This is a genomic window from Kineosporia corallincola (genome assembly GCF_018499875.1).
GTDB classification, from domain to species: Bacteria; Actinomycetota; Actinomycetes; order Actinomycetales; family Kineosporiaceae; genus Kineosporia; species Kineosporia corallincola.
Map to the genome: position 1 here is coordinate 334,752 of NZ_JAHBAY010000004.1, position 20,644 is coordinate 355,395.

22 protein-coding genes are annotated in these 20,644 nt (G+C 69.8%); 6 read left to right on the forward strand and 16 right to left on the reverse strand.

All coding sequences use genetic code 11. The annotated features are described in order from the left end of the window. Positions 1–56: 56 nt before the first annotated feature. The 3 genes from KIH74_RS11755 to KIH74_RS11765 form a co-directional block, all read right to left on the reverse strand. Entirely contained in the window at positions 57–428 is a 372-nt protein-coding gene (locus tag KIH74_RS11755; RefSeq protein WP_214155901.1) for a hypothetical protein, read from the reverse strand. A 311-nt stretch (positions 429–739) separates the two neighbouring features. Then, a complete protein-coding gene (locus KIH74_RS11760; RefSeq protein ID WP_214155902.1) occupies positions 740–1,108 on the reverse strand; it encodes a hypothetical protein in 369 nt (122 codons plus the stop codon). Between the two features lie 393 nt (positions 1,109–1,501). Further along, on the reverse strand, positions 1,502–2,569 hold the full coding sequence (locus tag KIH74_RS11765) for an NADH:flavin oxidoreductase/NADH oxidase (protein ID WP_214155903.1): 1,068 nt from the start codon (positions 2,567–2,569) through the stop codon (positions 1,502–1,504). Between the two features lie 119 nt (positions 2,570–2,688). On the opposite strand from KIH74_RS11765, the gene KIH74_RS11770 reads away from it, so the two are divergent. Then, positions 2,689–3,216, forward strand: coding sequence for a helix-turn-helix domain-containing protein (locus KIH74_RS11770; RefSeq protein ID WP_214155904.1), 528 nt, complete (start codon positions 2,689–2,691; stop codon positions 3,214–3,216). Positions 3,217–3,281: 65 nt separating this feature from the next. Further along, positions 3,282–3,890: a PIN domain-containing protein gene (locus tag KIH74_RS11775; RefSeq protein WP_214155905.1), complete on the forward strand. Its 609-nt coding sequence runs from the start codon at positions 3,282–3,284 to the stop codon at positions 3,888–3,890. 30 nt (positions 3,891–3,920) lie between these two features. On the opposite strand, the gene KIH74_RS11780 is transcribed toward KIH74_RS11775, so the two are convergent. The 3 genes from KIH74_RS11780 to KIH74_RS11790 form a co-directional block, all read right to left on the reverse strand. Further along, complete coding sequence (locus KIH74_RS11780; RefSeq protein WP_214155906.1) at positions 3,921–5,579, reverse strand: methyl-accepting chemotaxis protein; 1,659 nt, start codon at positions 5,577–5,579, stop codon at positions 3,921–3,923. A gap of 175 nt (positions 5,580–5,754) precedes the next feature. Beyond that, positions 5,755–6,804, reverse strand: a complete 1,050-nt coding sequence (locus KIH74_RS11785; RefSeq protein WP_214155907.1) for a YihY/virulence factor BrkB family protein — start codon at positions 6,802–6,804, stop codon at positions 5,755–5,757. A gap of 4 nt (positions 6,805–6,808) precedes the next feature. Further along, complete coding sequence (locus KIH74_RS11790) at positions 6,809–7,087, reverse strand: hypothetical protein (protein WP_214155908.1); 279 nt, start codon at positions 7,085–7,087, stop codon at positions 6,809–6,811. Positions 7,088–7,207: 120 nt separating this feature from the next. Between KIH74_RS11790 and KIH74_RS11795 the strand changes: the two genes are divergently transcribed. Then, entirely contained in the window at positions 7,208–7,672 is a 465-nt protein-coding gene (locus KIH74_RS11795; RefSeq protein WP_214155909.1) for a lysozyme inhibitor LprI family protein, read from the forward strand. A 64-nt stretch (positions 7,673–7,736) separates the two neighbouring features. Here KIH74_RS11795 and KIH74_RS11800 read toward each other — a convergent pair whose 3' ends face one another. Continuing rightward, a complete protein-coding gene (locus tag KIH74_RS11800) occupies positions 7,737–9,275 on the reverse strand; it encodes an MFS transporter (protein ID WP_214155910.1) in 1,539 nt (512 codons plus the stop codon). A gap of 97 nt (positions 9,276–9,372) precedes the next feature. Between KIH74_RS11800 and KIH74_RS11805 the strand changes: the two genes are divergently transcribed. After that, a complete protein-coding gene (locus tag KIH74_RS11805; RefSeq protein ID WP_214155911.1) occupies positions 9,373–10,014 on the forward strand; it encodes a TetR/AcrR family transcriptional regulator in 642 nt (213 codons plus the stop codon). Between the two features lie 43 nt (positions 10,015–10,057). On the opposite strand, the gene KIH74_RS37630 is transcribed toward KIH74_RS11805, so the two are convergent. Both KIH74_RS37630 and KIH74_RS11815 read right to left on the reverse strand, forming a co-directional pair. Further along, positions 10,058–10,570, reverse strand: coding sequence for a DUF3618 domain-containing protein (locus KIH74_RS37630; RefSeq protein ID WP_214155912.1), 513 nt, complete (start codon positions 10,568–10,570; stop codon positions 10,058–10,060). Continuing rightward, positions 10,567–11,013 carry a phage holin family protein gene (locus KIH74_RS11815; protein WP_214155913.1) on the reverse strand — a complete coding sequence of 149 codons (447 nt, stop codon included), beginning with the start codon at positions 11,011–11,013 and terminating at the stop codon, positions 10,567–10,569. The genes KIH74_RS37630 and KIH74_RS11815 overlap by 4 nt, the downstream gene beginning before the upstream one ends. Positions 11,014–11,150: 137 nt before the next feature. Here KIH74_RS11815 and KIH74_RS11820 point away from each other — a divergent pair, with 137 nt between their 5' ends. Next, positions 11,151–11,801, forward strand: coding sequence for a hypothetical protein (locus KIH74_RS11820; protein ID WP_246572177.1), 651 nt, complete (start codon positions 11,151–11,153; stop codon positions 11,799–11,801). Here KIH74_RS11820 and KIH74_RS11825 read toward each other — a convergent pair. Beyond that, entirely contained in the window at positions 11,791–12,231 is a 441-nt protein-coding gene (locus tag KIH74_RS11825) for an SRPBCC family protein (RefSeq protein ID WP_214155914.1), read from the reverse strand. The genes KIH74_RS11820 and KIH74_RS11825 overlap by 11 nt on opposite strands. 151 nt (positions 12,232–12,382) lie before the next feature. On the opposite strand from KIH74_RS11825, the gene KIH74_RS11830 reads away from it, so the two are divergent. Continuing rightward, positions 12,383–13,222 carry a glucose 1-dehydrogenase gene (locus KIH74_RS11830; protein ID WP_214155915.1) on the forward strand — a complete coding sequence of 280 codons (840 nt, stop codon included), beginning with the start codon at positions 12,383–12,385 and terminating at the stop codon, positions 13,220–13,222. Positions 13,223–13,300: 78 nt separating this feature from the next. Here KIH74_RS11830 and KIH74_RS11835 read toward each other — a convergent pair whose 3' ends face one another. The 6 genes from KIH74_RS11835 to KIH74_RS11860 form a co-directional block, all read right to left on the reverse strand. After that, complete coding sequence (locus KIH74_RS11835) at positions 13,301–14,647, reverse strand: ANTAR domain-containing protein (protein ID WP_214155916.1); 1,347 nt, start codon at positions 14,645–14,647, stop codon at positions 13,301–13,303. Positions 14,648–14,786: 139 nt separating this feature from the next. Beyond that, complete coding sequence (locus KIH74_RS11840) at positions 14,787–16,667, reverse strand: CheR family methyltransferase (RefSeq protein WP_214155917.1); 1,881 nt, start codon at positions 16,665–16,667, stop codon at positions 14,787–14,789. After that, positions 16,664–17,707 carry a chemotaxis protein CheB gene (locus tag KIH74_RS11845; protein WP_214155918.1) on the reverse strand — a complete coding sequence of 348 codons (1,044 nt, stop codon included), beginning with the start codon at positions 17,705–17,707 and terminating at the stop codon, positions 16,664–16,666. The genes KIH74_RS11840 and KIH74_RS11845 overlap by 4 nt, the downstream gene beginning before the upstream one ends. 60 nt (positions 17,708–17,767) lie before the next feature. Next, on the reverse strand, positions 17,768–19,129 hold the full coding sequence (locus KIH74_RS11850; protein WP_214155919.1) for an ANTAR domain-containing protein: 1,362 nt from the start codon (positions 19,127–19,129) through the stop codon (positions 17,768–17,770). A 169-nt stretch (positions 19,130–19,298) separates the two neighbouring features. Further along, positions 19,299–19,715 carry a ChaB family protein gene (locus KIH74_RS11855; RefSeq protein ID WP_214155920.1) on the reverse strand — a complete coding sequence of 139 codons (417 nt, stop codon included), beginning with the start codon at positions 19,713–19,715 and terminating at the stop codon, positions 19,299–19,301. A 25-nt stretch (positions 19,716–19,740) separates the two neighbouring features. Further along, complete coding sequence (locus KIH74_RS11860) at positions 19,741–20,634, reverse strand: SDR family oxidoreductase (protein WP_214155921.1); 894 nt, start codon at positions 20,632–20,634, stop codon at positions 19,741–19,743. Positions 20,635–20,644 lie beyond the last annotated feature (10 nt).

Genomic DNA, 20,644 nt, shown 5'->3' on the forward strand with positions numbered 1-20,644 from the left:
CGCGGGAACGGCGCCGATCTGAGGGGCCGGCGCCGTCCCTGGTTGGGAAGGGGTGCTCAGATCTCGATGGTGCGCTCCAGGTTGGCCAGCTTGTGCCGGGCCAGAGCCAGGTTGGCGCGGCGCTTGTCGAGGGCCATGTAGAGGAACAGGCCGTTGCCCTGCGGGCCCGCGATCAGCCGGATCAGGTGGTACTGGGTGTCCAGGGTGATCAGGATGTCCTCGATGCTCTCGCGCAGCCGCAGCGACTCCATCGTCCGCATCTTGGCCCGCACGATCTCGGTGTTGCCCGCCGCGGCCACCTCGAGGTTCAGGGCGTTGTTGCCCCCGGCCTGACCCAGCGTCATGCCGCTGGTGTAGTCCACGAGCGCGGCGCCGATGGCACCGTCGATCTGCATGGCTTCCTTGAGGACGATCTCGATGTTGGACACGCTGGTTTCCTTCCGATGGAACACACTGGGAGAAGCTCTGGTGGGGCATCACCGAACGTGACCAGGCTCCCGCATCCCCGACACCCGTTGCCCGGCCACTGCTCACGGTGACGGCGCGTGCGCTCGCTGCGTAGGGACTTTGGTCCCGGGAAGTCGGCCGTCGCGCTGCGTCCTCACCCGCTTGGGGCAGTGCGAATTCAGTTTCCTGATCTTGCAATTCGCCGGGTGCAGCCGCCGTGCAGGATCACGGCAAAACGATGGACGGCGCCGGCCGTGCCGGCCCGGCGCCGTCCATCACCCGTGCGACGGGCTCAGATCTGGATGTTGCGCTCCAGGTTGGCCAGCTTGTGCCGGGCCAGGGCCAGGTTCGCGCGGCCCTTGTCGAGGGCCATGTAGAGGAAGAGCCCCTGGCCGCCCTGGCCGGAGATCAGCCGGATCAGGTGGTACTGGGTGTTCAGGGTGATCAGGATGTCCTGGATGCCCTCACGCATGCCCAGGGACTCCATGGTGCGCATCTCGGACCGGACGACCTCGGTGTTACCCGCGGCGGCCACCTCGAGGTCCAGGACGGCGCCGCCGGCCTGGCCCAGGGTCATGCCGCTGGTGTAGTCGACGAGGGCGACACCGATGGCGCCGTCGATCTGCATGGCTTCCTTGAGGACAGTGTCCAGGTTGCTCACGGTGCGTTTCCTTTCGGCCACGAGGGCTGAATCTGTGGAGCGAACTGCGTCGGCGCCGGGGCCGGTCCGGGGCACTGGACTCCAGCCGTGGATCTCAGCTTTGTTGTCGGCGCAGTTAGCGCCCAACTGATGCCGTCTTCAATACCCCGAGTGGTCTTATCGGGCCGCGACTACGCTAAGCAAGCTGAATGGCGTCCCTGTGGGCTATGGCACAGCAGATTTCCCCAGTTCCTGCCCTGTGCGCTGGCTCTGTCACGCTCCGCGCAAGAATTGGACGGTCACGAATTGTGATGACCCGTGGTGCATTCCACACACGTCCGGCTCAGTCGTGGGGCAAAAATGATGGACGGCGCCGGTCGTTCGCGGCCGGCGCCGTCCATCATCGGAGCTCGCTCAGCGCGCGGGACGACCCCGGTCGTACTGCGGCGGCCAGGCGATGTCGTCGCCCAGCTCGTGCGCCGCGCGCTGCGGCCAGCTGGGCTCGCGCAGCAGCACCCGGGCCAGCAGGACCGCGTCGGCGGAACCCTCGGCGAGGATCTGCTCGGCCTGCTTCGGCTCGGTGATCAGGCCGACGGCGGCAGTGGGCAGCCCGCTGGTCTCCTTGATCTGCCGGGCGAACGGTACCTGGTAGCCCGGGCCCAGGGTGATCTTCTGGTCGGGGTGGTTGCCGCCGGTGGAGACGTCCACCAGGTCCACGCCGTGCTCCTTCAGCGTGACGGCCACCTGCGCCACCTCGTCCACGTCCAGCCCGCCCGGCACCCAGTCGGTGGCGCTGACCCGCACGAACAACGGCGTGGCGTCGGGGACGGCGGCCCGCACGGCGTCGACGATCTCGATCAGCAGCCGGGAGCGGCCGGCCAGATCCCCGCCGTAGGAGTCGGTGCGCAGGTTGCTCACCGGCGAGAGGAACTGGTGCAGCAGGTAGCCGTGCGCGGCGTGGATCTCCAGCACCTCGAACCCGGCCGCGAGCGCCCGCCGGGCGGCGTCCACCCAGGCCTGCACCAGGGCGGGGATCTCGGCCACGGGGATCTCGGCGGGCACGTCGTAGCGGCCGAAGGCGTTCTCGGAGGGGGCGACGGTCTTCCAGCCGCCCTCCGACACCGGCACCGAGCCCCTGCCCCGCCACGGGGCGTATGTGGATGCCTTGCGCCCGGCGTGCGCCAGCTGGATGCCCGGCACCGATCCCTGTTCCCGGATGAAGCGGGTGATCCGCTCGTAGTCCGCGGCCTGGGTGTCGTTCCAGATCCCGGCGTCCTCCGGCGAGATCCGGCCCTCCGGCACCACGGCGGTGGCCTCCTGGATCACCAGGCCGGCCCCGCCCCGGGCCAGGCTGCCCAGGTGCACCAGGTGCCAGTCCGTGGGGCGGCCCTTCTCGCTGGAGTACTGACACATCGGTGACACCCAGGCGCGGTTCGGCACGGTCACGCCGCGCAGGGTGAGCGGGGAGAAGAGAAGGCTCATGCTGCGGTGAACCGTGGCGGAGGGGTCGGACTTCCCCGGCGGGCGATGTGATTCGGCCGGAACGAGCTGGACGCAAGAAACGAAAGCGATTACGTTTGTTGCGTTGAAGGGGGCGGCGAATGACCGTGCAGCTGAACCGAGAGACCTATCTGCCCAGCAGCGGCCCGCAACTGGCCCGGGTACATGCCTTCATGGCTGCCCACGCCCCGTCTCCGGGCGGGGCGGGCGACGTCCGGTGCCGACTGACCGGGCCCGGTGGCGAGGAGGGTGTCGAGCTGCCGCACGAGGTGTATCTCGTGCTGCGACAGGTGGTGGAGGCCATGCGGGCGGACCTCGCCGTCACGGTGATCCCGCAGACCATGACGCTGACCACGCAGCAGGCGGCAGACCTGCTCGGGGTCAGCCGCCCGACCGTGATCAAACTGCTCGACGCCGAGCGGATTCCGTTCGAGCGGGTCGGCACACATCGGCGAATTCTTCTGCGCGACCTGCTGGCCTACCGCAAGCAGCGGCGTGAGGAGCGGTACGACGCCCTGGCCGCCCTGGGGTCCGATGACGACGACGAGCAGCCCGATGTCGTGCTGAGGCGCCTCCGCGAGGCGCGGAAGGCGGTGGCCTCGCGGCGCCGGCGGCCCGATCGGGAGTGACCGTTTTGATTCCTGAATAGCCGGTATTATTCGGGAAAACGGGAATTGATCGGGGGATGGTTCCAGTGTTCACGGCACTTCTGGATACATGCGTACTGTGGCCGAGTCGACAGCGGGACTTCCTGCTGTCACTGGCTTTTGAGCATCTCTATCGTCCGGCCTGGAGCAGCGCGATCCTGGCAGAGCTCGGCCATCACGAGAGGGTCAAGCTGGAAGGTCGCGGAGTTCCCCGCGACCAGGCGCGGGCGCGGGGAGAGCGGCTCATCTCCTTCATGGGCTCCTGCTTCCCGGATGCCGAGGTGTCCGGATGGGAAGACCTGGAGGGCACATTCGGGCTTCCGGACCCGAACGACGAGCACGTCGCCGCGGCAGCGGTGCTGGCCTCTGCTGGAGTGCTGGTCACGCACAATCTGAAAGACTTCCCACCCGAACGGCTTCCGCGCTCCTTGCAGGTGCTTCCGCCGGCCGAGTTCGCCTACAACACGGTCTCCGTCGACCCGGCGCGGGCGGTGCTGGCGCTGGAGGAGATGGCACGTCGCTCGGGGCAGCACGGTCCGCGGCACGAGGTCGCCGACATCCTTGCGATTCTCGAGAATCGTTACGGCATGCACGCGGCGGTGGGCCTGGTGCGGCAGGTGTCCCGGCGCACGAGAACGGCGCCGGGTTCGCAGTGAGCCCGGCGCCGTCGTTCGTTCGGTTCCCGGTCAGATCTTGAAGCGACCCACCAGCTCGTTCAGCCCACCGGCCACCTGGGCCAGGTCCCCGGCCGCCCGCTGCGCCTCGGAGATACCCGTGCTGGACGACTGGGCCGCGTTCGACACCGCGTCCACATCCGACGAGATCCGCGACGCCGCACGAGCGGTTTCGTCGATGCTGCGGGCGATTTCGGAGGTCACCGCGGTCTGCTCCTCCACGGCCGAGGCGATCGTGGTCTGGTAGGAGTTCACGTCCTCGATCGTCCGGGTGATCCGGTCGATCGCCTCGACCGCGGCCCGGGTGTCGGCCTGGATCGTCTCCACCCGGTGGCTGATGTCCTCGGTGGCCCGGGCGGTCTCCTGCGCCAGCTGCTTGACCTCCTCGGCGACCACCGCGAAGCCCTTGCCGGCGTCCCCGGCGCGGGCGGCCTCGATGGTGGCGTTCAGGGCCAGCAGGTTGGTCTGCTCGGCGATCGTGGTGATGGTCTTGACCACGTTGCCGATCTCCTCGCTGGAGGCACCCAGCTTGCCCACGGTCTCGGTGGCGGTGGCCGCCTCGGTGGCCGCACCGGCCGACACCCGGGCCGCCTCGGCCGAGGAGTTCGCGATCTCGCGGATGCTGGCCGACATCTCCTCGGTGCCGGCCGCGACCGTCTGCACGTTGCCCGACACCTGCGACGAGGTGGCGCTCAGGCTCATCGCCTGGGCCGAGGTCTCCTCGGAGTTGGAGGCCACCTGGGCCGACACCGCGCTGAGCTCCTCGGCGCTGCCCGACAGGGTGACCGAGTTGGTGCGGATATCCTCCATCGCCGAGCGCAGCGAGGTGCTGGCGCGGTTCAGCGCCGCGGACATCTCGCCGACCTCGTCGTTGCTGGTCACCGGCACACTCTGGGTGAGGTCACCGTCGGCCAGGGCGACCAGGCCGTCACGCACCCGGCCGACGGCCGCCACGATCAGGCGGGCGATCCAGAAGCCGAAGCCGACCATGATCAGCAGGCCGACGGCGGTGATGATCCAGGACTGCACGATCTGGCTCTCGGCCGAGCTCTTGGCGTCGGCCGCCTCGGTGCTCATGTCGTCGGCGGCGTTGCTGCCCAGCTTGTTCAGGCCGTCGGACACCTTGGTGGCGGCCGTGGCGAAATCACCGGCGATGTAGGTGCCCAGGGCCCGGTACTGCACGCCGGTCAGGTCGTTCTGGCTGATCACCGGCAGGATGTTGTCGGTGTACAGGCCCTTGACCGTGGCCAGGTCGGTGACGTCCTGCTCCAGCAGGGCGGTGTCCGCGCTGTCCAGCCCACTCGCCTTCAGCGCGTCGAGCTTGGCCGACATCTCGTCGAAGCTGGTCGCGACGTCTTCCTGAGCGGTCTTCGAGGTCTCGCCGGTGGTGAGGGCGGCGACCATGATGTTGCGGCGCAGGCTGGCGAAGGCCAGTCGGGCCTCCAGCGCTGTGGTGTCGCGCTTGGCGGTGACCGAGACGATGTGGTCACTGGTGGACTGCACGGCATTGACCGCGCGCATCCCGATCACGCCGATACCCACCGCCAGCAGTGAGGCCACCGCGATGAGGCTGAAGATCTTCTTCAGCAGGCTCAGGTTCTTGAAGAAGGCGGCGGGGGAGGCACCGGCCTTCTTGTTGCCCTGCCCAGGCAGCGTTACAGCGGCAGACATTGACGTCCTCTCGGGCGTAAGTCACGTCTCCCCGCCGCACTCGTTGCGGCGTCGCGACGGACTGAAGCGACTTGTCAACTTCAGCCATCGTCACGGCGTAGCCCTTCGTTAACCTTAAGTCACGTGCTCATCCGGCCGGGCGCAGAATCGACGCTGACTCGACGCGGGATGCCGGTCACACACTGCCGGAGTCACCGCCCCGGTCCGGCCGCAGGTGCCGTCGCGAACCCTCGACCTCGGCCAGCTCGTCGTCGTCCAGTTTTCTGGTGTCCCGCAGGCGCACGTAGGGCTCGGCGCCCCGGGGCAGACCGTCGTTCTCGGCCCGGGCCCGCTCCAGCTCGGCGTTGAACTCGGCGCCCAGCAGGATGGCCAGGTTCGAGATCCACATCCAGATCAGGAAGATGACGATCCCGGCGAAGGTGCCGTAGGTGGCGTCGTAGCTGGAGAAGTTGGCCACGTAGAAACCGAAGCCGGCCGAGGCGACCAGCCAGAGCACGACGGCGAGGATCCCGCCGGGCGTGACCCATCTGAAGCCCTGCTTGGCGTTCGGGGCGGCCCAGTACAGGATGGCCAGCTCCAGCATCATGATCAGCAGCAGCACAGGCCATTTCACGATGCTCCAGGTGGTGACCGCGGCGTCGCCGAGCCCCAGGAGATCACCGGCCTGCTGCGCCAGCGGGCCGGTGAACAGCACGATCACGGCCGCCATCAGGATCAGCACCAGCATCACCAGGGTGGTGAGCACGCGGGTGGGGAGGGTCTTCCAGATCGGCCGGCCCTCGGGGATGTCGTACACCACGTTCGAGGCGCGCATGAATGCCGCGATGTATCCGGACGACGACCACAGGGCCGTGACCAGACCCAGCACGAACGCGAAACCGGCTGATCCGGGCTTGTTCCCGACCTGGTCGAGGATGCTGTTGATCGTGCTCTGGAAGGTGCCGGGCACGACCTCGCCGAGGTTGTCCTTGAGCTCCTGGATGGCGTCGTCGGACAGGAACCCGAGCAGCGACACCAGCACCAGGATGCCCGGGAACAGGGCCTGGATGCCGTAGTAGGTCAGCGATGCGGCGGAGTCGCTGAGGTTGTCCTCGGAGAACTCCCGGGCCGAGCCGCGCAGCACGCGCAGCCACGAGCGCCTGGGCAGCTGGGTCGGAGACTCGGCCGGGTTCTCGTCCGGCAGATCTTCGTGCTGGTCAGGGTTTCGGTGCGTCTTTCCCCACATGAGGTCATGGTGGCGCGTGCCCGGCGGGGTCGCCGGTCGAGAGGGCACCCGGGGGTAAACCCCTGATCGGTCCGCGTTCCACGGCGGCGAGCATGGTGGACGCGTCTGTGGGAGGCACGAATTCGAGCCACCAGGTGGCGCCGCCCGCGGCCGCGGCGGACACCGCGCGCCGTTCGGCCTCCTCGTCGTCCAGGCGCCGGCGCCCTCCGACAGCGATGTCACCGTCGCCGACAACCGCCCGCGGTGAACGGATCTCGGCCTCGGTGAAGTCGCTCCAGCTCAAGTCCGTATCGCACCCGTCCAGGCTAGGCCGTGACCCAGCTCACCCGAACTTTCCGGTCCGGACCCGCCATCTCACTCGCTGACAGACCACCGCAGCGCAGCAGGACGAGGGAGAACCATCATGGGCACCGCACTCCGCCGGAACGTCCCGGCCATCACCGCTTCCGCCCTGGTGACGGTGGCCGTGGCGGCGACCGCCGTGGCGGGGGCCGGAATCGCCCGGGCCGCCGAGAAGCCCGCCGCCGCGACGAAGGCGGCCGACGGCCTGACCTACCTGAAGATCAAGGAGCCGTTCACCACGCCGGTGGGCCGGTGCGACGAGGACGGCACCACGATCGAGATGACCAACTGCGTGCTGAAGAAGGTCGTGAGCACGGACAGGAAGATCGACGCGCTCCAGAAGAAGCGTTTCGACACGGCGAGGACGACCAAGCAGCGCAAGGCCTACCTGAAGAACGACGCCACCTGGCTGAAGAACCGCACGGCCACGGTGAAGAAGGTCGGTCAGGGCGGCACGATCGACGCCGTGCTGAAGGCGCAGGAGACGCTGAAGCTGAGCAAGAAGCGCCTCAACGCCCTTGGCTGACGGCAAATTGAGGACGACGGTGAGCTCGTCGCGAGCTCACCGTCGTCCTCAGTTCAGGCGGACCCTACATGTGCACCGCGACGTTCTCGTTGTCGGCCGCCAGCGCCGCCGTGACCGCACGGGACGGGTACAGCACGAAGGCGACCACGGCGGTGACGGCGAAGAACACCGCCGACCAGACGAACACCGAGTCGTACGCGGCCAGCTGGGCCTGCACCTGGAGCGCCGGGGTGACCCCCTGGGCCGCGTGCGCCGAGATGTAGTCCGTGGCGGCGGAGGCCGAGACGCTGCTCAGCAGCGCCACACCGATCGAACCGCCCACCTGCTGCGAGGTGTTCACGGTGGCGGAGGCGACACCGGCCTGGTGCACCTCCACGCCGATCGTGGCCGAGCCGATCGCGACCGCGAAGATGCAGCCCAGGCCCAGACCGGCCAGCAGCAGGCCGGGCAGCAGAGCGGTGACGTAGCTGCTGTCCGCGCCGAAACCGGTGAACAGCAGCATGCCCGCGGCGGCCAGCAGCGAGCCCACGCCGACCTGGATCTTCGAGCCGATCTTCGTCTGGAACGCCGGGGTGCCGTTGAACTGCGCGCTCACGCCGATCGCGAAAACCATCGGCAGGAAGGCGAAACCGGACTGGATCGGGGAGTAGCCGAGGATCTGCTGGATGTAGTAGGTGACGAACAGGAACACCGCGAACATGCCTATGGCGGCGATCAGCATGACCAGGTACGAGGTGCCACGCACCCGGTTGAGCACGATCTGCATCGGCAGCAGCGGGTGCTGCACCAGGCGCTCGGCCACCACGAAGCCGATGACCAGCACCACACCGACGATCAGCGAGGCCAGGGTGACACCGTCGCTCCAGCCCTCGGTCTCGGACCGGGCGAAACCGTAGACCACACCGAAGATACCGGCCACGGCCAGCACGGAACCGGGCCAGTCGAACGACATCCGGCCGCTCTCCCGGTCGTTCGCGGGCAGCAAGCGCAGGCCGCCGATCACGGCGATCACCGCGAAGAACACGTTGACGTAGAGGCACCAGCGCCAGGACAGGTACTCGGTGAGCGCGCCGCCGAGCAGCAGCCCGACCGCGGCGCCGGAGCCGGCGACGGCGCCGAAGATGCCGAAGGCCTTGCCCCGGTCAGCCGATCCGGCGAAGCTCACGGTGAGCATGGCGAGGGCGGCGGGGGCCAGAAGGGCGCCGAACGCACCCTGGGCGGCGCGCGCCACGATCAGCACCTCGAAACTGGGGGCCCAGCCGCCCAGGGCGCTCGCGGCAGCGAAACCGACCAGACCGACCAGGAATCCGAGCTTGCTGCCGAACATGTCGTTCAGCCGGCCGCCGATCAGCAGCAGACTGCCGAACGCCAGCGAGTAGGCCGTGACCACCCACTGCCGCTGGGCGTCGTCGAAGCCCAGGTCGGTCTGCGCGGCGGGCAGGGCGATGTTCACGATCGTGGAGTCGAGCACCACCATCAGCTGGGCGATGGAGATGATGCCGAGGATCAGCCACTGGGCGCGCGAGGTGCCGTGGGCCGGGGTGGGGTGATGCTCTCCGTCGAGCGTGGTCGTCCGGCTGGCCGCGGGGGAGCGGTCGGTCATGATCTGCCTTTCACGGGCGTGCGGGGTTGCGGAATAGCTGTTCCGGGGTGGCAACAACTGTAGCGGAATAGTTGTTCCGCGTTGCTACGCTGGTTCGGTGAACAGTTCGGCAGCGGCTGACGCGCAGCACACCCTCACCGATCGGATCCTCGACGCCGCAGGTGAGGTGTTTGCCGCCCAGGGTCTGCACGCCACTCTGGCGGACGTGGCGAGGACGGCCGGGGTGGGCGTCGCCACGGTGTACCGGCGGTTCGCCAACAAGGACGAACTGATCCTGGCGCTGTTCGACGTGCGGTTCCGGCACACGCACGACCAGCTGCGCCGGGTGATGGAGGCGGAGGACCCCTGGCAGGGTTTCGTCGCGTTCTTCGAGGGCGGTGTGCGGCAGTTCGCCCGGGACCGGGGTTTTCGCGAGTTCGTGATCAGCGGCAACACCGAGAAATTCGGCTGGGCGCGGGGTGCCGGGCACAGCCGGATGGAGGAGGCCGTTCACGAGCAACAGCGTCTGGTGCAGGAAGGACTGGACGACATGCTGCGCCGGTGCCAGGAGGCGGGGGCGATCCGGGACGACGTGGTGCCGCACGACCTGTTCGTGCTCACCATGGCGGCGGTCAGCAGTATCGAGGTGGGCGAGGCCAAGGGGGAGCCGGAGGCCTACCGCCGGGTGATCGGCATCGTCCTCGACGGTCTGCGGCCATCGCGAGAGGCTCCCACCCCGCTACCGCCCCACCGGCCGTGATGCCCCCGGCGACAGGTCGACGGGGGCATCACGGCAACGGGTTTCAGCGGTTGCGGCGCCGCCGCAGCCAGACCAGCGCACCGGTCAGCAGGCCGGCCGCAGCGCCCAGGGCGGGCAGCAGCCAGGGCCGGTCCTGACGCTGCTGCTGCACCGTCTCCTGGGCCGAGTGGGCCCGCTCGGTGGCGGCCAGCCGGGCCTGCTCGCTCTTGACCTTCGCCTGGCCGGCGACCGCCTCGCCCTTGATCCGGGCCTGCTCGCCCACCTGCCGGGCCTGCTCGGTGACCTGACGAGTCTGCTCGGTGACCTTCACCTTGGCGGCCATGGCGTGCACCTTGGCACTCTCCTGGGCCTCCTGGGCGCGGTGCTTCGCGGTCTCCTGGAGCGTCTGCACCCGGGCCCGGGTGGTCTCCTGCACCTCGTGCGCCTTCTGCGTGGCCCGGCCCTTCACGTCGGTCTTGGCGGCCAGCGCCTCCACCGTGTCGGCGAGTTCGTCACGGGTGTGGTCGATCTCGGCGCGGATCTGCTCGGTGTCGCGACTTCCGTTGTCGTCACTCATCGGTGGGCGCTCTCCTTAACGGCCTCGACGTCATGCTTGGTGCTGTCCACCGCCTGGCTGGGCACCGGCGGGGTGGCCTGCTGAATCTGCTTGCGCCCCACCAGGGCCATCACACCGGCGACGGCGAGCAGCACGGCGGCCACGATCAGCGCCGACGCCCAGGCCGGCACGGCCTCGGCCAGGCCGATCACCGCGGCGGCCACCAGCGTGCCGACGCCGAACAGGGCGACCAGGCCGGCGCCGCCGAAGGCCCCGGCCCCGACTCCGGCGTGCTTCGCCTTCTCGGCCAGCTCGGCCTTGGCCAGCTCGACCTCCTGCCGGGCCAGCTGCGGCACCAGGCGGGTCAGGTCCTGCACCAGCTCGGGTGTGGACTTCTGATGGTCGGCGGCGACGGGCCCCGGAGCGGCAGTGGCGCCCGCGGGCCTCTCGTTGGTCACGCTCATGGCTCTCCAACCTCGCGTTCCGTTTCCCTCTTCGAATTTAGGGGCCGTCGGTCGGCGCGCATCCCGAGTGGGCACCATCGGGCCAGGCCAGGGGGTTTTCACCCGTTTGCGGGGCAAGATCACGTAATACTTGCGGCATGAGCGAATCCGGGGTCACCGAGCAGGGCGCGAGAACGGGGGACGACGCGGGCCGGCCGCGCGGGGCGCTGGTCTGCGCCCTGCTGCTCGTGCTCACGGTGGGGCAGCTGGTGGTGGCCACGTTCTTCGCGTCCGGCCTGGAACAGTTCGAGGGCAAGGGTTTCGCGGCGCGGCTGGGGCTCTACCCGGTGATGATGCTGGCCGTGCCGCTGGTCTGGCGGTTCACCTCGAAGCGCCGGGCCGACCCGCCGTGGGCCGCTTTCGCCTGGATCATGCTGCCCTACCTGGTCGACGTCACCGGCAACACGCTGAACCTCTACGACTCGGTGACCTGGTGGGACGACGCGAACCACTACGTCAACTGGATGTTCCTCGGGCTCGGCGCCGGGCTGCTGGTGACTCGCGGAAGGCCGCGCCCGGTCTGGGAGATCGTGCTGCTGGTCGGTGGGATCGGCGCGATCATGGCGATCTTCTGGGAGGTCGGCGAGTACTACGCGTTCATCCGGGGCGGCACCGAGCTGGACACCGCCTACACCGACACCCTGGGCGACGAGGTGCTGGGCACGCTCGGCGCCCTGACCGCCGGGGTGATCACCGTGCTGCGCGGGCGGGTCGCCGGGGTAGCTCGGGTCGCTCGGGTCAGGAGCTGACCCGTCCTTCGGCGATCAGGGCCAGCCGGCGCAGACTCTCGGTGTTGCGCGGCGCGATGCTGAGCTGACGCACCGGGGCGGGGACCAGCTTGCCCGGCCCGGCCGAGGCGTCCTCACGCATCCGGACCAGGCAGCCGCCGTCGGCCGGGTCGAGGTCGAGATACACGGTGCCCTCGCCGATCGGCCAGCCCTTGGCCCGCAGCACCAGGCGCTGACCGGGCACGCACTCGAGCACGTGCGTGGTGTCGTTCAGCAGGGCGGGCCAGACCCCCACCGAATGGTGGATTCTGGCGCCCGGGGCCGGCCAGGTGTCGTCCACCGCCCGGATGCGGGAGGCCCCGACCACCCAGCCGGAGTACAGCCAGCCGTCGGCGAGCACGGAGAATACCTGGGTCGGGCTGGCTTTCACCTGACGCTTGACCTCGATCATGTCTGCCATTCCACACCGGATGCGGCGCGCGGCAAGTTCGCAGGTCACCTGGCGCGACCCGGCGGGTGGGGGAGACTGGCACGATCGAGGCACGGTGCCCGCGGTGAACAGAACCCGCGCCCGGCCCCCTCTTTTCGTGCGAGGAGACACCATGTCCCCGAAACCGCAGCAGCAGGACGTTCCGGGCAGCACCGCGGCGATGGACCCGCAACCCGACCACGGTGAGCACAGTTACCGCGGCTCCGGCCGGCTCGACGGCAAGATCGCGGTGATCACCGGGGCCGACAGCGGCATCGGCCGCGCCGTGGCCATCGCCTACGCGCGGGAGGGCGCTGACGTCGTCCTCTCGTACCTGGATGAGCACGACGACGCCGCGACCACCGCCGAATGGGTGCGCAAGGCCGGCCGCCGGGTGCTGGTGATCCCCGGCGACGTGTCCGATCCCGCGCACTGCCGGGCGATCGTCCGGCAGGCCGTGGACGAGTTCGGCCGGGTCGACGTGCTGGTGAACAACGCCGCCTTCCAGGCCACCCACGAGAACCTCGAAGACATCACCGACGAGGAGTGGGACCGCACCCTCGCGACCAACCTCAGTGCCTTCTTCCACCTGACCAAGGCCGCCGTGCCGCACATGCCGCCGGGTGGCAGCATCATCGGCTCGTCGTCGGTCAACTCGGACGCGCCCAAGCCCGACCTGATGCCCTACGACGTGACCAAGGCCGGGATCGCGAACATGACCGCGGCGCTGGCCGGGTTGCTGGGCGACCGGGGGATCCGGGCGAACAGCGTTGCACCGGGCCCGATCTGGACCCCGCTGATCCCGGCCACCATGCCGCCGGAGGCGGTGGAGCAGTTCGGCAGGAACGTGCCGCTGGGCCGGCCCGGGCAGCCGGCCGAACTGGCACCGGTGTACGTGCTACTGGCCTCGGACGAGTCGAGTTACGTGTCGGGAGCCCGGATCGCGGTGACCGGCGGGCGGCCGGTGCTGTGAGCTGACCGACCTGGCTTGAGCGGCCGGTCAGGTTCGGCGGGTGGGCGGAGTGCGTGCCGCGCGCCCACCCGTCGCGGGTCACAGCAGCTGGATGTCTTCCGGGTCCTGTCCGGTCTGCACCACGGCCTCGGCGATCAGCCGGACCTTGACGTTGCGGTGCTGCGACGCGGTGACCAGGCGGCGGAACGCCTCGTCCGGCAGGATGCGGTGGCGTTCCACCAGCACGCCGACCGCCTCGCCGATGTGCTGACGGGTGCGCATGGCCACCTGGAGGTGCTCCTCCCGCTGCATCCGGTGCAGGGCAACGGCACCCTGCACCGCTACCAGCGGCGCCACGCTGCGCACGGCCGGGCCGAAGGCGTCCGGGTGGGCGGAGTACAGGCTCAGCACACCGAGCGGCTGTTCGCCGTAGCTGAGCGGCACCGCCAGCACCCGGCGGATGTCGGCACGGGCCGCCGCGGTGACCAGACGCGGCCACTGGGAGGTCTTCTCGGGGATCGTGGCGACCACGGTGGCGTGGTTGCGCACGGCGTTCGCCGCCGGGCCCTCGGCCCGCCCGTGCTCACCCGCCAGTTGCGCGCGTTCGCAGGCCAGCGCGGCGTCGTCACTGCCGGCCGCCACTTCGGTGCCGTCACGCCGGCACAAGGTGATCGCGGCCCGCTGCGCCCCGGGGACGATCGAGATCGCTCCCTCCAGAATGCCTTTCAGCACCCCGTCGAGGTCGGTGCAACCGGCCAGCTGCCCGGCCATCGAGGTCAGCGACTCGGCCAGCGCGATGGACAGCTGGCCCGGGCGGTCCACGGGGAACGACGCCCGGTCCGGCTCGTCGGCCGGCGGGGCGTCGGTGACCACTCGTAGTGGGCGGTCGGGCGTCTTCAGGTCGGGACGCAGCTCCCAGCGCAGCACCGGCGCCCCGGTGCGGACGTCGGTGGCCGTGGTGACGGCGATGACCACCGGTCGCGGTTCCCCGCCGGGCAGGCGCAGCATGCCCTGGTCGGCGGCGCTGCCGTCCTGGCGGGCCCGCACGCACCGCTGCATGCGGCCGATCAGGTTGCGCACCCGGCCCCGGTCGGCGACCTCGAACCAGAGGGCGATCGGCCGCGTGGGACGGTCGGCCCGGCGCCGGATCAGCTGGTCGGCGGCGGTGTTGGTGCGCCGCACCCCGCCGTCGAGATCGGTGATCACCCGGGCGTGCGGGGACGCCTGGAAGTACGACTCGTTCTCGGCGATGCTCGCCGTCAGACGGCGCGAGACGTCGTCCAGCTCTTCTTGCTGCACCCGCAGTTCCTCGTCGGCCAGCTGCATGCGCTCGGCCAGATCGCGCAGGTCGTCGGCGTGTGGATCGCTCTCGCCCAGCTCCAGCAGACGGGTGCGCCGCACCGTGAGATCGGCCAGAAAGGCATGCAGTTCTGGTGCTGAGGTCATCGGGTGCTCCCCGCGTCCGTGAGCCACCGTCCGTCTGCCGCTGTCTCGACCGTGAACGGTGCACCGGAGATCAACGCTAGGTCCGACTCGCCGGTCCGTCCAGGCGAGCACGCTGTGCCCCCGCATCAGTCGTGGACGTTCACTCCTGCACGCTCATCACGATCAGCGCCCCGGCCGGCTGGTCGTCGGTCTGCCGCAGCGGGCTCACCGCCACGTTCAGCCGGATCGCGCGACCCCGCCGGTTCACCGCGTCGAGTGTGATCGAGCTCTGCTCACCGTCGTCGGCCAGGGCCTGCCGGATCAGTGGTCGCAGATGCTGCACCGGCAGGCCGATGTCGAGGTTCAGCAGGTGCTCGCCGACGGCCTCCTCCTGCCGCAGCCCCCACAGCTCCTCCGAGCGCGAGTTCCACACCTGCACCTGGAGATCCCGGTTCACCACGGTGATCCCGGCCTGGAGCGCGGTGAGGATCATCTCCATGAAGTTGTTGAGGCTGGTCACCTCGTCGGTGCGCTCGCGCAGCTCGGTGTTGCTGAACTGGAGCTCGTCGTTCATCGACTGGAGCTCCTCGTTCATCGTCTCCAGTTCCTCGTTGGTGGACTGGAGCTCCTCGTTCGTCGTCTCCAGCTCCTCCACCGTGGACTGGAGTTCCTCGTTGGTGGTCTCCAGTTCCTCGTTGGTGGACTGGAGTTCTTCGTAGGCGGTCTCCAGCTGCCGGTGCGCGTACTCCAGCTCGCCCTGGAGCTGCCGGTAACGCGACACGTCGGTGAAGAACAGGCTGGTGCCCAGCAACGCGCCGTCCCGGTCGAGCAGCGGCGCCACCTGGATGTCGAGCCACACCGTGTTCTGCCCGCGGGTCCACTCCACGTCGCGCACCCAGACCGGGCGCCGGTCGGTGAGGGCCTGGTCGATGTGCGAGCGCAGCTCCACCGGCCGGTACGACAGCTCGAGATCTTGCAGCGGGCGGCCGATCTCGCGGGAGGTGAGGCCGAACAGTGCTCCGGCCCGCTGGTTGCTGAGCAGCAGCCGGCCTTCCAGGTCGAGCAGAATCTGCGCCACCGGGCTGGAGTTCAGCGCCTCGTGGCGCACCTTGCCCTGGTAGTCGTGGTTCTCCGGCTGCCCGTAGACCGGGGACGACCCGATGATCAGGCCGCGCTCGGCCCGGTGGTTCGGGATCGCCACCTTGCGGAAGAACCTGCGCTTGAGGTCGATCGGGGTGAACACCGCGGAATGGGTCAGCAGCATCTCGGCCTTGCCGAGGAACAGCACCCCGGTGTTCTCCAGGGCGAAGTGCAGCCGCTGCACGATGTTGCTCTGCGTCTCGGCGTTGAAGTACATCAGCGTGTTACGGCACAGCAGCAGGTCGATGTGCGAGATCGGCGCATCCTGCACCAGGTCGTTGCGGCCGAAGATCACCGAGCGGCGTAGTTCCTTGGCGAAGGTGTAGCGCTGGCCGGAGTGCTCGAAGTACTTCTCCACCAGCTCCTTCGGCACGTTGCGCAGCTGGCGCTCGTTGAACGTGGCCATCCGGGCCTCGGCCAGTGCCTCCTCGTCCACGTCGGTGGCGTAGATCTTGACCCGCTGGCGCACCTGCTCCACGCCCATCTCCTCGGCCAGGCAGATGGCCAGGGTGTAGGCCTCCTCGCCGGTGGCGCAGCCCGCGCTCCAGATCCGGATCGGCGCCGCGCCCTTCTGCTCCAGCAGGGTCGGCAGGATCTCCGAGCGCAGCTGGTTCCAGGCGTCGGCGTCCCGGAAGAAACTGGTGACGTTGATCAGGATGGTGTTGAACAGCTTGGTGAACTCGTCGGGATTGAGTTCCAGGTAGTCCCGGTAGTCCTCGTAGCTGCTGGTCTGGGTGACCTGCATCTGGTGGTTCACCCGGCGCATCAGGCTGGTGCGCTTGTAACCGGTGAAGTCGAACCGCCGCGCCTCCTTGAGGTATTGGAGCAGCCGTTCGAACTGCGGGTCCGGTTCGCTGACGGGCCGGTTCGCGGTGGCCGGCCGGTTGTTCTCGGTAGTCATGCGCTTTCCGTGGACTCGGACTGTTCGGCGTGGTCACCGGCCCGCCCGGCACCGGGATTCGCGAGCAGTGTCCGGCGGATCAGGGCTGCGGCCTCGCGGGCCTCCGCGGCCTGCTCGGCGAATCGGCGGGCCACCAGGGGCTGATCGTGGGTCCTGGCCCGGGTGCTCATGTTGTCGGCCAGCGATGCCTTCTCCTCCAGCGACCGCAGGCCCATCCAGAGCGCGCCCTCCAGCGCGGCGTCGGTCTCGGCCAGCAGGCTCTCGGCCGACCAGGCGTGCCCGGTGAGGCACCGGTAGCGGACATAGCCGGCCTCGTCGATCGCGAACAGCGGCCCGTGGCAGTCGGGACAGGTCAGCCCGGCGGGATTGCTCTGGTAGTGCTGGCGCCCGGCAGCGCGGGACGAGCCGTGCCGGGCGATCTCGACCTCCTCGCCGAGCGGGTCGCCCGGCGCGGGGGTGGGCACCTCGCCCACCTCCGCGCCGACCAGTCCGGTCAGGGTGGCCGGGATGGCATCGAGCGGCAGTACGTGCTCCGGGTCCGCGGCGGCGATCGCGTTGGCCGGCATCCCCGGTTGCGCGGCGTCCAGCGGGTCCTGCACGATCGCGACACCGCCGCGGGCGCGCACCGAGACCAGACCGGCCGAGCCGTCGTCCAGCGCCCCGGACAGCACGACGCCCACCACGCGCGGGCCGAGAACCCTTGCCGCGGAACGGAACAGCACGTCCACGGCGGGCCGGTGACCGTTCTCCCGCGGGCCCCGGGTGAGGATCACCCGGTCGTCCACCACCAGCAGATGATGGTCGGGCCGGGCGACGATGACCGACCCGCGCTCGAAGGGCGTCTCGCCCTCCGCCGCCACCACCTTGAGCGCGGTGACCCGGCTCAGGATGGTGGCCAGGGCATTCACGCCGGTGGCCGGGGTGTGCAGCACCACCAGCACGCAGGCCGGCAGATCGGCCGGCAGGGGGGACAGCAATCTGGTGATCGCCTCGACCCCGCCGGCGCTCGCACCGACGACCACCACGTCACGCTGGGCCACGTGACAACCTCCGTCTGTTGATCGGTATCCACGTTTCTGGCAGAAGCCGATCAAGCGACCCTAGTGCATGGGCGGACGGCCCTTGACGGCCTCGTCGACGAACTCGGCGGCCAGGTCGCGGATCTTGCGGTTGCTGTCGTTGCTCATCTTGACCAGCACGGCGAACGCCTCCTCGGCGGAGCACTGCCGGGTCAGCATGATCATCCCCTTGGCCTGGTCGATGACGGCGCGCGACGACAGTGCCTCCCGCAGTTGCTCCTGCACCTGGCGGATCTCCTGCATCGTGCGGACATCACGCACCAGCGTGCCGGCCGCCGCCACGAACGGGGCGGCCTGCCCGGCCGTCTCCTCGGTGAAGTCCTGCCCGGCGGCGTAGAGCACGAGCACACCGGCGGTCCGTTCCTCCAGCACCAGGGGCAGGGCCAGCCAGCTGCCCGGACCCTCACCGCTGCCCGTTCCGCTCCCGGCCGCTCGGTGCAGGGCCGGCCAGCGCGGGTCATCGAGCGGGTCGTGGGTGAGCACCGGTTCGCCGCTGGTGAAGGCGTCGAAGACCGGACCGGCCGCGTTCATGTACTGCACCCCGTCGGCGGCCTGGGCCGACGGCGAGGTGGAGACGATGGTGGCCGGGTCGGACGGGTCGCCGATCACGATCGACGCGGCCTGCGCCCCCGGGGTGGCGCGGGTGGCCAGCTCTGCCACGCGCCGCAGCAGCGTGCCCAGGTCGGCGTCGCCGACGCCGAGCCGCGACAGTTCCACCAGCATCTGGCGGTACAGCTCGTCGGCCGAGGCCGCGTCGGGGGCGACGGGTTGCAGCACCCACTGCACCGGCTCCCGGTCACCGGCTCGTTCGGCGGGCCAGTGAGTGACGACGACCTGGCAGGTCACCGGCTCGCCCTCGCGCGGGGTCAGGGTGATCGTGGCGATGGTCGCCTCACCCCGGAGCTTGACCGCGGCCAGGGCACCGCGTGCGGTGCGCCGGTCGGCGACGTCGATGAAGGCGAACACCGGCTTGTGCCGCTCCAGCGCCCGCATCGGCACCCGCAGCAGCTCCTCGGCCGCCGGGTTGGCCTCGACGATCGCGCCCTCGCGGTCGGTGGTGAGCACCGCGATCGGCAGCGAGCCGAGCAGCCGGCGGGTCAGGGCCCTGCCCTGCCGCTGGGCCTGCGCCGCGCTCTCCACCTCGGCCAGCTGTGCGGTCAGCTCCTCCTCGGCGAGCACCAGGTCTTCCGCGACCCGGGTCATCGTCTCGGGCGACAGCGGCTCCCCGGCCACGGCCGACTGGCCGAACAGCGTCTCCTGGGCGGAGCGCAGCATGATCAGCGCCTCACCGAGTGCCTGACCCGGGTCCCCGCTGGTGGGCGTGTCTTCTGAGAGGACGACGGACGGCTGCTGATGGTCGGCGATCGTGTGGTTGTTCGGCATCCTGACCCTCCCGCTTCCCCGTACCGGGACACGTGTCCTGCCCGGCAGCGGTGAGCGAGGGCAGGACTCACAGTGGGCCCTGCCTCACCCGGGGAACCGGGCCTGCCCGGCATCAAGGTTACGTGGCGTGCTCCCGTCGTCGCGAAGCCGGGTCAATGTCGGGTCGATGTCAGCGGGAGCGGGCGCTCGCCCGGTCGTTCGCCTTCCGGATCGCGTCCACCAGCTCGGCCTTGGTCATCCGCGAGCGGCCACGCACCTCCAGCCGCCGGGCGACGTCCATCAGGTGCTCCTTGCCGGCGTTCGCGTTCACCCCGCCGGCCGTCTCGCGATGCGTGTCGCGCCCGCCCTCGGCCTGAGCGTCGGAGGGGCCGTTCTTCTCCTTCGGCTCCCAGCGGTCGCCCACCTTCTCGTGGGTGTGTTTGAGGGCGGCGTAGGCCACCTGGTGGGCCCGCTGTTCGTCGCCGTACTCGTCGATCGCCGAGTCGTAGGCCTTGGTGAAGGTGCGCTGCGCCTTGGCGCCGGAATGCTTCAGCGTGGAGGGCAGCTCACTCTGCTTCGGCTGCCCGCTCTTCGTGGTCTTCGGCATGACGGGTTCCTTTCCGGTGAGGTTCCTAGGGAGTCGGCATACCACCGGTCACGGTCAGCGTCTCGCCCACCGTGAACCCGGACTCGGCCGAGGCCAGGTACACGTAGGCCGGCGCCAGCTCGGCCGGCTGCCCCGGCCGGCCCAGTGGGGTCTGCTGCCCGAACTCCGGCAGCTTCTGCGGCGGCTGACCGCCCGCGGCCTGCAACGGCGTCCAGACCGGGCCGGGCGCGACCACGTTCACCCGGATGCCGCGCGGTGCCAGCTGCTGGGCCAGGGCCTTGCTGAAGGTGTTGATCGCGGCCTTGGTGGTGGCGTAGTCGACCAGCGTGGGGGAGGGGCTGTAGGCCTGTACCGAGCTGGTGTTGATGATCGCCGAGCCGGCCGGCAGGTGCGGCAGCGCCTCCTGGACGATCCAGAACATCGCGTGGATGTTGGTGCGCATGGTCAGGTCGAAGCTGTCCGAGGTGATGTCTTCCAGCTTCTCCTCGGTCTGCTGGCGCCCGGCCACGTTCACCACCAGGTCCAGCCCGCCGAGCTCGCGCACGGCGGTGCGCACCAGACCGCGGGCGAACTTCTCGTCGGCCACGTCGCCCGGGGCCAGCACCGCCCGCCGCCCGGCCTCGGTGACCAGCCGGGCCACCTCGTCGGCGTCGGGCTGTTCCTCGGGCAGGTAGGAGAGCACCAGGTCGGCTCCCTCCCGGGCGAAGGCGATCGCCACCGCCCGGCCGATGCCCGAGTCCGCGCCGGTGATCAGGGCCCGGCGCCCGCCGAGCCGCCCGGTGCCGCGGTAGCTCTTCTCGCCGTGGTCGGCCTTCGGCCGCAGCTCCCGGTCCAGGCCGGGCCCGTCCTGGTACTGCTCGTCGGGCTCCGGCATCCGGTACTGCTCGACCGGGTTGGTGAAGGTGTACTGATCCGTCATGCGAAAGTGA

Bases quoted from the DNA above. Each gene is read 5' to 3' on its own strand.
- KIH74_RS11815 (WP_214155913.1), bottom strand. From the start codon at position 11,013: ATGAGCGTGACCAACGAGAGGCCCGCGGGCGCCACTGCCGCTCCGGGG.
- KIH74_RS11825 (WP_214155914.1), bottom strand. From the start codon at position 12,231: ATGATCGAGGTCAAGCGTCAGGTGAAAGCCAGCCCGACCCAGGTATTC.
- KIH74_RS11795 (WP_214155909.1), top strand. From the start codon at position 7,208: ATGGGCACCGCACTCCGCCGGAACGTCCCGGCCATCACCGCTTCCGCC.
- KIH74_RS11765 (WP_214155903.1), bottom strand. From the start codon at position 2,569: ATGAGCCTTCTCTTCTCCCCGCTCACCCTGCGCGGCGTGACCGTGCCG.
- KIH74_RS11850 (WP_214155919.1), bottom strand. From the start codon at position 19,129: ATGCCGAACAACCACACGATCGCCGACCATCAGCAGCCGTCCGTCGTC.
- KIH74_RS11800 (WP_214155910.1), bottom strand. From the start codon at position 9,275: ATGACCGACCGCTCCCCCGCGGCCAGCCGGACGACCACGCTCGACGGA.
- KIH74_RS11855 (WP_214155920.1), bottom strand. From the start codon at position 19,715: ATGCCGAAGACCACGAAGAGCGGGCAGCCGAAGCAGAGTGAGCTGCCC.
- KIH74_RS11840 (WP_214155917.1), bottom strand. From the start codon at position 16,667: ATGACTACCGAGAACAACCGGCCGGCCACCGCGAACCGGCCCGTCAGC.
- KIH74_RS11820 (WP_246572177.1), top strand. From the start codon at position 11,151: ATGAGCGAATCCGGGGTCACCGAGCAGGGCGCGAGAACGGGGGACGAC.
- KIH74_RS11830 (WP_214155915.1), top strand. From the start codon at position 12,383: ATGTCCCCGAAACCGCAGCAGCAGGACGTTCCGGGCAGCACCGCGGCG.
- KIH74_RS11785 (WP_214155907.1), bottom strand. From the start codon at position 6,804: ATGTGGGGAAAGACGCACCGAAACCCTGACCAGCACGAAGATCTGCCG.
- KIH74_RS11780 (WP_214155906.1), bottom strand. From the start codon at position 5,579: ATGTCTGCCGCTGTAACGCTGCCTGGGCAGGGCAACAAGAAGGCCGGT.
- KIH74_RS11835 (WP_214155916.1), bottom strand. From the start codon at position 14,647: ATGACCTCAGCACCAGAACTGCATGCCTTTCTGGCCGATCTCACGGTG.
- KIH74_RS37630 (WP_214155912.1), bottom strand. From the start codon at position 10,570: ATGAGTGACGACAACGGAAGTCGCGACACCGAGCAGATCCGCGCCGAG.
- KIH74_RS11770 (WP_214155904.1), top strand. From the start codon at position 2,689: ATGACCGTGCAGCTGAACCGAGAGACCTATCTGCCCAGCAGCGGCCCG.
- KIH74_RS11860 (WP_214155921.1), bottom strand. From the start codon at position 20,634: ATGACGGATCAGTACACCTTCACCAACCCGGTCGAGCAGTACCGGATG.